At 61.5% G+C, this 13780-nt stretch carries 13 protein-coding genes and 1 pseudogene; 5 read left to right on the forward strand and 9 right to left on the reverse strand.

The window, feature by feature from the left end:
• Positions 1-162: 162 nt before the first annotated feature.
• A pseudogene (locus B0G71_RS42660) lies at positions 163-498 on the forward strand (DUF6396 domain-containing protein); the annotation flags it as partial.
• Between the two features lie 688 nt (positions 499-1186).
• Positions 1187-1447: a PAAR domain-containing protein gene (locus B0G71_RS15575; protein WP_116142647.1), complete on the forward strand. Its 261-nt coding sequence runs from the start codon at positions 1187-1189 to the stop codon at positions 1445-1447.
• 157 nt (positions 1448-1604) lie between these two features.
• On the opposite strand, the gene cobA is transcribed toward B0G71_RS15575, so the two are convergent.
• From cobA to B0G71_RS15605, 6 genes are all read right to left on the reverse strand, one after another.
• The gene (gene cobA, locus B0G71_RS15580; RefSeq protein WP_181916776.1) at positions 1605-2360 is read right to left on the reverse strand and encodes a uroporphyrinogen-III C-methyltransferase; all 756 of its coding nucleotides are present in this window, start codon (positions 2358-2360) and stop codon (positions 1605-1607) included.
• 62 nt (positions 2361-2422) lie between these two features.
• Positions 2423-3739, reverse strand: coding sequence for a sulfate adenylyltransferase subunit 1 (locus tag B0G71_RS15585; RefSeq protein WP_116119209.1), 1317 nt, complete (start codon positions 3737-3739; stop codon positions 2423-2425).
• Between the two features lie 25 nt (positions 3740-3764).
• Complete coding sequence (gene cysD / locus B0G71_RS15590; RefSeq protein WP_106279842.1) at positions 3765-4727, reverse strand: sulfate adenylyltransferase subunit CysD; 963 nt, start codon at positions 4725-4727, stop codon at positions 3765-3767.
• A 109-nt stretch (positions 4728-4836) separates the two neighbouring features.
• Positions 4837-5583, reverse strand: a complete 747-nt coding sequence (locus B0G71_RS15595) for a phosphoadenylyl-sulfate reductase (protein WP_116142649.1) — start codon at positions 5581-5583, stop codon at positions 4837-4839.
• Positions 5580-6119, reverse strand: coding sequence for a DUF934 domain-containing protein (locus tag B0G71_RS15600; RefSeq protein WP_116142650.1), 540 nt, complete (start codon positions 6117-6119; stop codon positions 5580-5582). The genes B0G71_RS15595 and B0G71_RS15600 overlap by 4 nt, the downstream gene beginning before the upstream one ends.
• A gap of 22 nt (positions 6120-6141) precedes the next feature.
• On the reverse strand, positions 6142-7821 hold the full coding sequence (locus B0G71_RS15605; RefSeq protein ID WP_106279836.1) for a nitrite/sulfite reductase: 1680 nt from the start codon (positions 7819-7821) through the stop codon (positions 6142-6144).
• A gap of 220 nt (positions 7822-8041) precedes the next feature.
• Between B0G71_RS15605 and B0G71_RS15610 the strand changes: the two genes are divergently transcribed.
• Both B0G71_RS15610 and B0G71_RS15615 read left to right on the forward strand, forming a co-directional pair.
• Entirely contained in the window at positions 8042-8983 is a 942-nt protein-coding gene (locus B0G71_RS15610) for a CysB family HTH-type transcriptional regulator (protein ID WP_106305919.1), read from the forward strand.
• A 34-nt stretch (positions 8984-9017) separates the two neighbouring features.
• Entirely contained in the window at positions 9018-10187 is a 1170-nt protein-coding gene (locus tag B0G71_RS15615; RefSeq protein ID WP_116142651.1) for an ABC transporter substrate-binding protein, read from the forward strand.
• 28 nt (positions 10188-10215) lie between these two features.
• Here B0G71_RS15615 and B0G71_RS15620 read toward each other — a convergent pair whose 3' ends face one another.
• Together B0G71_RS15620 and B0G71_RS15625 are read right to left on the reverse strand one after the other, a co-directional pair.
• Complete coding sequence (locus tag B0G71_RS15620) at positions 10216-11112, reverse strand: nucleotidyl transferase AbiEii/AbiGii toxin family protein (RefSeq protein WP_116142652.1); 897 nt, start codon at positions 11110-11112, stop codon at positions 10216-10218.
• Positions 11087-12151 carry a type IV toxin-antitoxin system AbiEi family antitoxin gene (locus B0G71_RS15625; protein ID WP_116142653.1) on the reverse strand — a complete coding sequence of 355 codons (1065 nt, stop codon included), beginning with the start codon at positions 12149-12151 and terminating at the stop codon, positions 11087-11089. Before B0G71_RS15625 ends, B0G71_RS15620 begins: the two co-directional genes overlap by 26 nt.
• 173 nt (positions 12152-12324) lie before the next feature.
• Between B0G71_RS15625 and B0G71_RS15630 the strand changes: the two genes are divergently transcribed.
• Positions 12325-12585: a hypothetical protein gene (locus tag B0G71_RS15630; RefSeq protein WP_106279827.1), complete on the forward strand. Its 261-nt coding sequence runs from the start codon at positions 12325-12327 to the stop codon at positions 12583-12585.
• 38 nt (positions 12586-12623) lie between these two features.
• Here B0G71_RS15630 and B0G71_RS15635 read toward each other — a convergent pair whose 3' ends face one another.
• Entirely contained in the window at positions 12624-13775 is a 1152-nt protein-coding gene (locus B0G71_RS15635) for a Gfo/Idh/MocA family protein (RefSeq protein WP_116142654.1), read from the reverse strand.
• Between the last annotated feature and the right edge of the window lie 5 nt (positions 13776-13780).

Raw genomic sequence — 13780 nt, forward strand, 5'->3', positions numbered from 1 at the left:
GGTGATGCAACCAGCGCCTATGCGTTTTTCCAGCGCGCGGCGGACATGGGCAGCCCGTCTGCAATGACGTTTCTGGGGGACAAACTGGGGGGAACCTATGATGACCCCGACGGGGACTTCTGGGGAAACAGGTCAATTGCAATTGAGATGCTGAAGTGTGCGATGGCGCAGGGTTACGGGGATGCAGCCTATGAACTTGGGTACTTGCAGCTAAGTGGCTACACGCCGGAAGCAAAAGCGCTGGCGTTGAAGACATTTCACGAAGGAGTGAAATTGGGGAGCGCCAAAAGCGCCAAAAATTTGTCCGTCGAATTCGACGGGTTTAATTTGTCGAACGAAAAGAGCCTCGTTGGACACGTTGATCAGGCTCGTTCGCAACGATATCGTGTACTCGGAGATGCACTTGAGCATTATGGAACCCGCCTCAGACTGCCGAATTTGGACAAGGTGCTGCCGCTCCCTCCCGCACCACTGCCTAAGTGGGACGGTAACAAGCAGACGCTGATCGATGCGGCCAAGGCTGTCATTCCGTCTGCAAAGCTCAGAACAACGTCAAACGCAATGTTGCAGGGACGCGAACATATCCCGGATGGCTACGATGTCCCGTCGCTCGCCGAGAGTCCTTATGCAGTCAGGGAAGGCCGGGGCGTCCCCGAAACCGGCTACTGGCTGGCGCTGTTCGATGCCCCAGGAACGCCCAGGGCGCAGCTCACATCGGCCCGTAGCGGACGGCCGGAACACTACCAGGCCGGCGAGCGGTTCGAACCCGCGACGATGACCAGCCTGTCGCACGAGACGATGCAATGGCATTACCTGGGCGAAGCCCGTCAGCTTCCACCATCACGCGAAATGATCCTCGCGCACATGGTCAGTGCTGGCTGGCTGCGGGAAATATCCGCCAGTACCGCCATACGTCAATGCGCCGGACACCAGCGATGCCCGCAGCAGGGCATCTGGGAAGGCCGCGTTGCCGGTGCGCATCCCCAGGCGTTTCTCTATAACACGTGGACCCAGCAGGCGTTTGTTGATCAAGGACAGCCTTTCCCTGATCCGCGCGAGCGGGCTCTGGCAATTGATCGCCGTGATGTCACGTGGACCTACCTCGGTAGTCCGAACGTTGACGGCGCGGTGCCCGGCGTGACGAATATCGCACTGTGATCGAACCGCTAGAGAAGAGGAAAACGCAATGGCAAGACAGGTAATCGTAGTGGGCGACACCACGACCCACGGTGGAAGGGTGATCACAGGATCACAGGTGGACGTCGTTGACGGCAAGGCGATCGCGCGCAAGGGTGACCTGGTGGCGTGCCCGGAGCATGGCGTCAATCCGATCGTCGAAGGTGACGAATCATTGATGGTCGACGACAAGCCCGTTGCGCTCGAGGGACATCACGCAGCATGCGGATGTGCTCTCATCAGTGCATGTCATACGTTGTCGGTGCCCTGAGTGTGGGCGGAAGTGGCGCATGCTGACGATGTCGAAGACACAGGCAATCGCGCGGGCGCGCGGCGGGACATGGTCGCGTGCGCTCTCACGTGCCCAAAAGAAATGCGAACATCCCAAAGCGCACAACAAACAACATACACAGCAACAACCAAAAACCTCAAGCCGCGACCAACAACCCATCCGCGGAGCGAACAACCTCGACCTGCCGCTCGGCAAACGCGTCCCCAATCATCAGCAGGCTCGGCTGCGATGCATCGACCCAGCGCTGCGCGTCGCCGGCTGCGAGTTCTTCGAGTGTGAGCGTCAGCATGCGCTCGCGCTCGGTGCTGCAAGCTTCGACAATCGCCACCGGCGTGGCAACAGGCTTGCCGGCATCGATCAACTGCTGCGCGATCTCGACGCCGCTATCGCGGCCCATGTAAAACACGAGCGAGTCCGCGTTCACCTGTTCACGAATCTCATCGGAACCCGGCGCACGGCTGAACGTGGCCAGCGCGACACTGCGCGATACACCCCGCAGTGTCAACGAGCGCTTCAACGACGCCGCGCTCGCCAGCGCAGCGGTGATTCCAGGCACCACTTCATAGTCGATACCGGCCGCTTCCAGCGCCCGCATCTCCTCATCGGCGCGGCCGAACAGCATCGGGTCGCCGCCTTTCAGGCGTACCACCACGTCGTGCTCCAAAGCGGCGTCGACGATCTGCTTGTTGATGAATTGCTGGGCTGTCGACAATTGCCCGCAGCGCTTGCCCACCGCAATCCGCCGCGCATGCGCAGGCGCGTAATCGAGCATGGCCGGTTCGACCAGCGCGTCGTGCAATACCACGTCGGCGGTACCGAGCAGCCGCGCGCCGCGTACCGTAATCAGGTCCGCAGCGCCGGGCCCTGCGCCGATCAGATAAACCTTACCCATTTGAATCAACCTGTTGGTTGGGGCGCGAGCGATGCGTCGCGTCGCCATGCGCCCTCGCCCGCTTACGCCGAAAACGCCCGGATCATCCCGGCCGCAACAGTATGATGCGTCGCTTCGTCGATCAGCACGAACGCACCCGTGCCCTGATGCGAGTCATACACATCGCACACCAGCGGCTTCTGCAACGTCAGCGCCACCCGGCCGATGTCGTTCATCGTCAGATCCTTGCGATCGGTCGCCTGCGACAGCGTATGCACGTCCAGCACTTCCTTGATCGCACCGATCCGCGCGAACACCGTATTGGTGGTCTGCTTCAACAGATACTTGCGTTGCGTCGACAGCGGCGTGTCATCGAACCAGCACAGATCGGCTTCCAGCTTCTTCGCCGGCTCCGGCGCCGCTTCACGCAACACGAAGGTGTCGCCGCGCGATACGTCGACGTCTTCCGCGAGACGAATCGTCACCGTTTGCCCGGCGAACGCGCGGTCCACCGCCGCTGTGCCGCCCGGCACCGGCGCAATGATCTCGGCAACCGTTGCTTCACGATTGGCCGGCAGCACGACGATCGTATCGCCGAGCTTCACTTCGCCGGCTTCGACACGGCCCATGTAGCCGCGGAAATCGTCGGCCTGGCTGCCGTCCTGACGCGCCACCCATTGCACCGGGAAACGCAGCGCCTGGCCCGTCGGCACTTCGACCGGCAACGCTTCGAGCAGGTCCAGCAACGGCTCGCCCGCGTACCAAGGCATGCTTTCGCTCGCCGTCACGATGTTGTCGCCCTTGAGCGCCGACACCGGCACGAAACGCACGTCGCTCAAACCCAGTTGACGCGCGAGTTCGACATACGCGTCGCGGATCTCGTTGAAGCGCTGCTCGCTGTAATCGACCAGGTCCATCTTGTTGATCGCGACGATCGCGTGCTGCAACCCCAGCAACTTGACGATCGCGCTGTGACGCTTGGTTTGCGGCAGCAGTTGCGCCACGCCATCCACAAACGTCACGCGCGTTGCGTCGACGAGAATAATCGCCGCATGTGCCGTCGACGCGCCCGTCACCATGTTGCGCGTGTACTGCTCGTGGCCCGGCGTATCGGCGATGATGAACTTGCGCTTCGCAGTCGCGAAGTAACGGTACGCGACGTCGATCGTGATGCCTTGCTCGCGTTCGGCTTCGAGGCCGTCCGTCAGCAGCGACAGATCGATTTCGTCGCCGACGGTACGCTTATTCTTCGCGCGCGACAGTGCCGAAAGCTGGTCTGAAAGCACAGCCTTGCTGTCGTACAGCAGGCGGCCGATCAACGTGCTCTTGCCATCGTCGACGCTACCCGCGGTAATGAAACGCAGCACGCCGAGGTCTTCTGGTTGGTGAATACCGCTCATGATTGCTTTACCCTCGTTCGTGTGCTTAGAAATAACCTTGCTTCTTACGCTGTTCCATCGCGGCTTCGGAGACCTGATCGTCCATCCGCGTCGCGCCGCGTTCCGTGATTTCGGTCACGGCCGTTTCGGCGATGATCTTCTCGAGATCGTCCGCGTCGCTTTCCACCGGGCAGGTGCAGCTAATGTCGCCGACGGTACGGAAGCGCACCAGCGCGGTTTCACTGACTTCGCCTTCACGCATCGGCGTGAGCGGCGTAACCGGCACCAGCAGGCCATTGCGGCGCACGATCTCGCGTTGATGCGCGTAGTAGATCGACGGCAGTTCGAGCTGTTCGCGAGCGATGTACTGCCACACGTCGAGTTCGGTCCAGTTCGAAATCGGGAACACGCGCAGATGTTCTCCGTTATGCAGACGCGCGTTATACAGGCTCCACAGTTCCGGGCGCTGTGCCTTCGGATCCCATTGGCCGAATTCGTCGCGGAACGAGAAAATCCGTTCTTTTGCACGGGCCTTTTCTTCGTCGCGGCGCGCGCCGCCGATCAGCGCGGTGTAGCCGTACTGTTCGATGGTTTCGAGCAGCGTCACAGCTTGCGCGGCGTTGCGCGAATCCAGTTCACGACGCAGACGAACCGTGCCGCGCTTGATCGAATCTTCGACATGACCCACCACGAGTTCAGCGCCAATCTCTTTCGCCCGACGATCGCGGAAATCGATCACTTCCTCGTAGTTGTGGCCGGTGTCGATATGCACGAGCGGGAACGGCAGCACGGTCTTGCGATTCGCGCCAATGCCGAAAGCCTTCAGCGCGAGGTGCAGCACCACGACCGAGTCCTTGCCGCCCGAAAACAGCAACGCGGGCTTACTGCATTCGGCGACCAGTTCGCGCAGGATGTGAATCGACTCGGCTTCGAGCCAGTCGAGGTGATCCATACGGTTTGCCGTGTTGGCGAGCGGTGCGTTCACAGTGGAATCGAGCGTGGTGCTCATATCTGGGTCCTTCGTTGGTTCGCGTCGCAAGCGGTTGCTCGCGTCGCGCAGGTATTCAAATCGGTATGTGCGGTGTTCGGGCCGAAAACCAAGGCCCGCTCGCTCAACTTCAGGCCTGGACGTCTGCGCCGCGCTCTACTGCAATCGGCGTAATCGTCGTGATGTGCAGTCCGCATTCCTTCGTATCGCGCGACTCCCACCACCAGCGCCCTGCGCGGCTATCTTCACCGGGGCGCACGGCGCGCGTGCACGGCTCGCAGCCGATGCTCGGATAACCACGCGCATGCAACGGATTGACCGGCACGTCGAACGCTTTCAGGTAGTCCCACACTTCGGCTTCGGTCCAATCGGTCAGCGGATTGAACTTGGCGATATTGCTTGCGGCGTCATGCTCTTCCGCATGCAGTTCGGCACGCGTTACCGACTGCTCGCGACGTTGGCCCGTGACCCATGCGCTAACGTTCGACAGCGCGCGGTTCAACGGTTCGACCTTGCGGATTTCGCAGCAGCGCTTGCGCAGATCGACGCTTTCATAGAACGCGTTCAGGCCGTGCGAGCCGATGTATTCCTCGACCGCCGCGGCTTGCGGATGAAACTGTTCGATGTCGTAGCCATAGCGCTCTTTCACACGATCGAGCATGCCGAGCGTTTCCGCATGCAAGCGGCCGGTGTTCAGCGAGAAGATGCCGATCTTCACGCCGCGCGACAGAATCGCATGCGTGAGCAGCATGTCTTCCGCTGCGAGGCTGCTGGCGAGCTTCACGTTCTCGTGACGCGCGGCGATCGAGTCGAGCAGCGCATCGAGGCGCTCGACCTTTGCGGCGAGTTCCGGCGTGAGGGTTTGAACTTCGCTCATGCCGATGCCTTTGCCAGTTCGCCCGCTTCACGGCGGCGGAACAGCGGCGACGAGTTCACCGCGCCCTGATAGTTGAAGCTGAATTCGTCGAACGCTTTCAGTGCGTCGTCGAAGTCTTTGTCCGCGCGCAACGCGTACGCGTCGAAGCCGCAACGGAACATGAACGCCAGTTGATCGCGCAGCACGTCGCCAATTGCGCGCAGTTCGCCCTTGTAACCATAGCGCTCGCGCAGCAGGCGGCCGATGCTATAGCCGCGGCCGTCGCGGAACACCGGGAAGTCCACGCCGATCAGCGCGACCTTGTCGAAGTCGGCGACGATATCCGCCGGCTCGCTGTCCGGCGCGAGCCACACGCCGATCTCAGCGGCGCTACGCGAGGCGGTCAACGCATCACGTTCAGCCTGCCACAACGCGAGCTGCACCAGCACCTTGCCTGCCGGCAATTCGTTCACCGCGGGCAGCGAGCCATCTTCTGCCGGGCGCACGACCGTCCAGTCATCGTTGACGATCGCGCGATTCTTGATGATAGAAGCCATCTGTTCTGTATCCTTTTCGCGGTTACGCGTGAGCCGGTTGACGCGAGGCGTACACACGTTCCTTGAACGGGGTGATGCCGATGCGGTTGTACGTTTCGATGAAGCGCTCGCCTTCGTGGCGGTTTTCCACGAACGTATCGATCACTTTGCTCATCACGTCCGGCATTTCTTCCGCCGAGAACGACGGGCCGATCACACGGCCAAGGTGTGCGCCGGTAGCGCCCGTGCCCTGCTCGCCGCCGAGCGTCACCTGATACCACTCCGAGCCGTCCTTATCGACGCCCAGGATGCCGATGTTGCCGACGTGGTGATGACCGCAAGCGTTAATGCAGCCCGAGATGTTCAGCGACACATCGCCGAGGTCGTACACATAGTCCAGATCGTTGAAGCGTTCCTGAATGGCCAGCGCGATCGGAATCGACTTCGCATTCGCGAGCGAGCAGAAGTCGCCGCCCGGGCAAGCGATGATGTCGGTCAGCAAGCCGATATTCGGCGTCGCGAAACCTTGTGCCTTGGCCTTTTCCCACAGCGCGAACAGGTCGCGCTTCTTCACGTTCGCGAGAATCAGGTTCTGTTCGTGCGACACGCGGATTTCGCCGAGCGAGTACTCGTCGGCCCAATCGGCGACGGCTTCCATCTGTGCGTCCGTGGCGTCGCCGGGGGCGATCGTGGTCGGCTTCAAAGACAAGGTGACCGACGAATAGCCCGACACCTTATGCGGACGCACATTACGCTCGACCCAACGGGCAAACGCACGATTTTCCAGCAGATGCTTTTCGAACGAAGCGTCTGTATCAGCAAGCTTCTCGTACACCGGCGGCTGGAAGTACTGCGACACGCGATCCACTTCCGCTTGCGTGAGCGTCGAAGGACCGTCCTTCAGGTGCTGCCATTCTTCTTCGACTTGCGCCGAGAATTTCTCCGGGCTCAACGCCTTCACGAGAATCTTGATGCGCGCCTTGTACATGTTGTCGCGCCGGCCGTAGCGGTTGTATACGCGCAGCACCGCTTCGCAGTACGTCAACAGATGTTGCCAGGGCAGATCTTTGCGGATGATCGCGCCGATGATCGGCGTACGGCCCATGCCGCCGCCGGCCAGGATATCTGCCACCAGTTCGCCCTGCTCGTTCTTGCGCAGATACACGCCCATGTCGTGAATCTGCACGGCAGCGCGGTCTTCCCTGGAACCCGACACGGCGATCTTGAACTTGCGTGGCAGCCACGCGAATTCCGGGTGGAACGTGGACCATTGACGCAAAATTTCGGCCCACGGACGCGGATCGACCACTTCATCCGGCGCCACGCCGGCGAACTGGTCGGCGGTGATGTTGCGGATACAGTTGCCCGAGGTCTGAATGCCGTGCATTTGCACCGCCGCCAGCTTGCGCAGGATTTCCGGCGTTTCTTCGAGCTTGATCCAGTTGTACTGGATGTTCGAGCGCGTCGAGAAATGGCCGTAACCGCGGTCGTGTTCGCGCGCGATCTGCGCGAGCACGCGCATCTGGTCGCTGCGCAGGTTGCCGTACGGAATCGCGATGCGGTGCATGTACGCGTGACGCTGCATGTACAGGCCGTTCTGCAGGCGCAGCGGACGAAACTCCTCTTCGCTCAATTCGCCCGACAAGCGGCGGCGAACCTGATCGGCGTACTGCGCGACCCGTTCATCGACGATGGTCTGGTCGTACTGATCGTATTGGTACATTCGGGGACCCCAATTTTTTGCAGTGATGCACGGCGATCCGGTTTCGCCGCGCCCTGGATACATCCCTTTGTCACCCTCGGCTCATGAACGTTTAGACCCATCGCTCATTTGCTTATGACAAATACAGATATCCATATTGAAAAAGATGGACAGATCGTAATAAACTGCCCTTATATTTCAAACGACTAAAAAATTCTTTTGATATGCGGAGAGGTTATATATGAACCTGCACCAATTCCGCTTCGTCCGCGAGGCTGTGCGGCAGAACTTCAACCTGACGGAAGCGGCCAAGGCGCTGTTCACAAGCCAGCCGGGCGTTTCCAAGGCAATCATCGAGCTGGAAGACGAGCTGGGCGTGGAAATCTTCACGCGCCACGGCAAGCGCGTGCGCTCGCTGACCGAGCCGGGGCGCATCATTTTGCAGTCGGTCGAGAAGATTCTGCAGGAGGTGGAGAGCCTCAAACGGGTCGGTAAAGATTACGCGGCGCAGGATCAGGGCAATCTGGTGATCGCCGCCACCCACACGCAGGCGCGCTACTCGCTGCCGGCCGCCATCGCCGAATTCAAGAAACGCTTTCCCAAGGTCCACCTTTCGATTCTGCAAGGCAGCCCGACGCAGGTCGCCGAAATGGTGCTCCACGACCAGGCCGACCTCTGCATCGCCACCGAAGCGATCGCCAACTATAAGGAACTGGTGTCGCTGCCGTGCTTCCAGTGGCACCACGTCGCGGTGATGCAACCGGATCATCCGCTGCTCGACCGCAAACTTTTGTCGCTGGATGATCTGACCCAGTATCCGCTGATCACCTACGACAACGCGTTCGCCGGCCGCACCAAGATCAACGAGGCGTTCCGCCTGCGCGGGCTGCATCCGGACATCGTCCTGGAGGCGATCGACGCCGACGTGATCAAGACCTATGTGGAACTGGGCCTCGGCGTCGGCATCATGGCGGATATCGCGTTCAACGCCGAGCGCGACCGCCATTTGCGCGCCATGCCGGTCGGCCACCTGTTCGGCAGCAATGTGACGCGGGTCGCGCTGAAACAGGGCGCCTATCTGCGCAGCTATGTGTACACGCTCGTCGAACTACTGTCGCCGAGCATGAACCGCAAGCTGATCGAGCAGGCGCTCAAGGGCGAACACGAAAGCTACGAACTTTGATAACACCCTCGCATCCTGCTACGGAGACCTTTCGATGACGTCGTATAAGAAAAAAATCAGCGGCCTCGCTGCCGCTTTCGGTTTTGGCGCGCTCCTGCTCGCCACCGCTGCACACGCCGACATCAAGGTCGGCATCGATCTGTCCAGCACCGGGCCGGCGGCCGTGATCGGCATCACCAGCAAGAACGCGATGCTGATGTGGCCGGCCACGATCGCCGGCCAGAAAGCCGACTACATCTTCCTCGACGACGCTTCCGACCCCGGCGCCGCCGTGCGCAACATCCGCAAACTGATCAACGAAGACCACGTGGACGTGATCGTCGGGCCGAACATTACGCCGGCCGCGATGGCCGCGCTCGATCCGGTCGCCGAGAGCCAGACGCCGATGATTACGCTGATCGGCTCAGCAAGCGTGGTCGAGCCGCAGGAAGGCAAGAAGGTGTGGGCCTACAAGATGGCGCAAACCGACAGCGCGATGGCCGACGTGATGACGCGCTACATGTCGAACCACAACGTGAAGACGGTGGGTTTCATCGGTTTCGCGGATGGCTACGGCGAAAGCTGGCTCAACGAGTTCAGCAAGTTCGCGGCGCTGCGCCATATCCAGCTGGTGGCCACCGAGCGCTATAACCGCACCGACGCGAGCGTCACCGGCCAGATTCTGAAGCTGATGGCCGCCAAGCCGGACGCGATCCTGATCGCCGGCGCCGGCACGCCGACCGTGCTGCCGCAACGCACGCTGATCGAGCGCGGCTTCAAAGGGCCGATCTACCAGACGCACGGCATCGCCACGCCGGAGTTCATCAAGCTGGGCGGCAAGGACGTGGAAGGCACGCTGTTCCCGACCCAGCCGGTCGTGGTGGCGCGCACGCTGCCGGCCGATCATCCGGCGAAAAAGGCGGCGCTCGCTTTCACGAACGAATATGAAGCGAAGTACGGCCCGGGCAGCGTGACGCAGTTCGCGGGCGACGCGGCCGGCGTGTATCCTCGTTTGCAGGACGCGGTGGCCCGCGCGCTGAAGACGGCGCAACCGGGCACGCCGGCGTTCCGCACGGCGCTGCGTGACGAGCTGGAGCATGCGCATGAGCTGGTCGTGCCGAACGGCGTGGTCAACACGAGCCCGAAGGATCACGTGGGCCTGGACCAGCGCGCTAGCGTGATGGGGACGATCAAGAACGGCAAGTTTGTCTATTTGAGTCAGTGAGGCAACTCATGGCCGGCTCTTGACCCAATCAAGCGCCGGCGGCCGGTATGCCCAGAAATGCGTTCCGGAAGGCTGACAACGTCCGGTCGGATCCATCGGCGAAGTCGTCCAGCATCTGCGCGACGGCACGCGCCTGCATGTCGCGTCTCAGCGTGTTGTACACGGCTTCGTCCGAGAGGATTGCCGAAACTGCATTAACTGTTGCGTGAGACGCGATCTGCCGCGATTCGCGGCCAAGTAGTGCGGACGCGCCAAGATCGACATCGAAGCCGTGTTGCTCGAGAAGGTCTGCGCCGTCGTCCCAGACGCGGGCCGCGTTGCCCGCGTCGCCGTAGTTGCGAAGGATCAGAAGCAGGTCAGATGCGTCAGTATTCTTCGACACTCGCCGGTCTTGCCACGCGAGAATTTTTAGAAGCGCAAGCGCCGGCAGAGTTACAACCGGAACCATGAGACCGTCGCCCAGATCGATTTCGACGGATTCGTCGACGGCCTCCCGAAACCCCAGCACATTCATTACGACTTCGCCCTTGGGCGGCCACGCGACCGCGCCCTCGGGAGTTTCAATTTCGCCGAACGGAACCAGGTCCAACGGTATCGAATAACCGACGCTCGGATCGTCGAACACCAGAGTGTGCTGTGCCCGGGTACTCGCCCTGAAAAGGCCTGTCCGTTCGAGCCCGGTAATCAGGGCGCCGTACGCTTCCCAACTGATCGCGCAAACGGCAACGTCGACGTCACGCGTGGCGCGCTCAGCACGCACGCCGTGCACATGCCATAGCACCAGATCCCGCGCGGTTGCTCCGGCGACAACGAACTTCGTGCCTAGCTGATCCGCTGTCTCCTGGACGCGGGCAAGCAGCGCAGCGGTAACGGGGTGGACGGGCCGCTCGTCGGCTACCTTAAGGTTGGGGAAGGTACTGCTCATAGATTTGCCCGGCGACGGAAAGATTACGGCTGTCGCCCGAGGCAACGAGGTCCGCGTAAATGAGGAACGGGTGGACTAGCGGCTGGCGGCCCGATTCCACCCAGTTAAGCTCCAGCGACTGCGGCCAGAACGATTCAAGAATCTCGACATCCCCGCGTGGATCAGGGCGCAGCCTGGCGTTCAGCATGAACTGATTGCCCAGCGGTGCGCGGCTGTAGAGGGTGACGTTCGCGGCCTTCAGTTCATTCGTCAGGATGTCGGCCGCCGACTCGCCACCCAGGCGAGCGTCGACACTTGCGAGGTCGAACTCGCGCCACCAGTCGGGCGCCGTGCTGGCGAAGCGCCGTGCCCCTAGTTTCAGTCGCAGGCGCGTCTGATAGAGGCTGCTCCACTCGAAAACGAATTTCTGCCAGTCCGGAAAGATGCGCTCGCCACTGGTCTTCTGGGCGAGCAGCCCACGGAACTGCAGATCGTCGATCACCTGGTTGACTGTACTCAACGCGACGCCAGCGGCCTGCGCGATAGTTCTGTACGGTTCCGACACGAGGCCCGGTTGTGTCGCAATAGCGAACATCACTTGCAAACCTTTTCGCGTCGTGGCGCGGCCTGTCTGCGGTTTTTGCAATTGCTGGGGTTTGGGCCGGCCACTGATCATGACCATACCTTCGGGCTCGCTCAGAAAGACGTTGCCCGCTGCGTCCAGAAATGGCACGTTTTGCTTGATCAGGCGGTCGGCGAGTTGCGGTTCGATGTAAGGAGCGACCAGCATGAGCCGGCGGTAGAGCGGATGAGGCTCCATCGCAGAAGACCGGCTTTCCGCGAGAAGAGTGTTTGCCATCTCCGCCAGGCCCAGCCGGGTCGTGACGAGCGTAGGCATTTCGAATTTCCGTCCGGCAAGGTCGAAAGAGATCGAGGCGTCGCTATACGAAACATGCTTGCGAGCAGGCGCTGCCCTGTAAATGCCGGTAGAGCGCTCAAAGGCGTCGCATGCTTCGGCGAGAACCTGGGCTTCAAGAAAGGAATGGGTGGCACGCGGCATAAATTTGCATGTGTACGATTTTTGTTAATGTATCATAAAATCGTACACAACGAAAAAATCGTACAAGATCGGGCGGCGACTGAAGTCATCGTGGTCCGCCCGTTCCTTGCTGGAGTCAGGCACGCGCTCGATTACTGTTAAAGTGCGTACCTTCAGTTAGATGCCTTCCCATCATGCGCACTACCCGAGCCATCCACGCCGTCGAGCGGTTGAAAACCCGCAGCGGCAATCCGCAGTTCGCCGCGATCAGCCTGTCCGGCGGCCTGTTTTATCTGGTCGACAAATCGAGCGGCACGGATAAAAAAGTCTCCGACCCGCTGACGCTCGACGACTTCGTCAAATTCGTCGACGCTTTCGGGCCGCCGAAGCCGCGCAAGGCGAGCAAGCTGGATATCGCGTTCGAAGAGCAGATCAAGAAGAGCAAAGGCAGCTAGTCGGCGCCTGCCCGGGCCCGTCCGCCACGTGTCCGCGCTCAAGCTGACTGTATCTCCCGCCACTGCCCATCCGCCGCGCTACTCGCGAGCATCGCGTCAATAAAACGTAGCCCCGCCACACCGTCTTCCACCGTCGTCAGCAACAGGCTCTCGGTGGGCAAAGCGCGGCCTGCGTCCAAGGCTTCGATCTGCAACGCCGCGTCTTTGTACAACTGCGCGAACGCTTCCAGATAACCTTCAGGATGTCCCGACGGAACACGCGTCGCGTGGGCCGCAATCGTGCTCTTCACGCGCCCTCGTGTCAGACGTTCGGCCGCGCCGCCCAATGGCGTGAACCACAATTCATTCGGATGCTCCTGATCAAACGCAAGACCGGCTTTCGTTCCATACACCCGCAAACGCAAGGCATTTTCCGCGCCGCTCGCCACCTGACTCGCCCATAGCATGCCGCGCGCGCCGTTCGGATAACGCAGCATCGCCTGCACGTGGTCGTCGATCCGGCGGCCCGGCACGAACGTATGCACTTCCGCCGCAAGTGCGTGCGGCGTCATACCGGTGACGAACGCAGCAAGATGATAAGCATGCGTGCCGATATCGCCGAGACATCCGGCCGGCCCCGCCAACGCCGGGTCCGTGCGCCAACCCGCCTGCTTGTTCGTGCCGCTCGTTTCGATCGGCTCCGCCAGCCAGTCCTGCGCATATTCGACCTGCACCACGCGTATCTCGCCCAACTCACCGCTTTCGATCAACTCGCGCGCATGACGCACCAGCGGATAGCCGGAGTACGTATGCGTCAACGCAAACAGCTTGTTCTTCTCGCGAGCCAGTTTCGCCAGCGCCTCGCCTTCCGCCAGCGAAATCGCCAGCGGTTTATCGCACACGATGTGAATACCCGCTTCGAGAAACGCCGTCGCGACCGGCGCGTGCAGATGATTCGGCGTGACGATCGCTACCGCGTCGATGCCGTCGTCGCGCGCGGCTTCGGCGCGCGCCATTTCGCGCCAGTCCGCATAGCTGCGCGCGATTCCCGCCTCATCGGCGCTCGCCTGCGCGCGCTGCGGATCGGACGACAACGCGCCCGCCACCAGTTCGAAACGATCGTCGAGCCGCGCCGCCATCCGATGCACGGCGCCGATGAACGCGCCCTGCCCGCCGCCGACCATCCCCAGTCTGAGCCTTCGTTGTGGCATCGTCG

Source organism: Paraburkholderia sp. BL27I4N3, assembly GCF_003386115.1.
Taxonomy (GTDB): Bacteria; Pseudomonadota; Gammaproteobacteria; order Burkholderiales; family Burkholderiaceae; genus Paraburkholderia.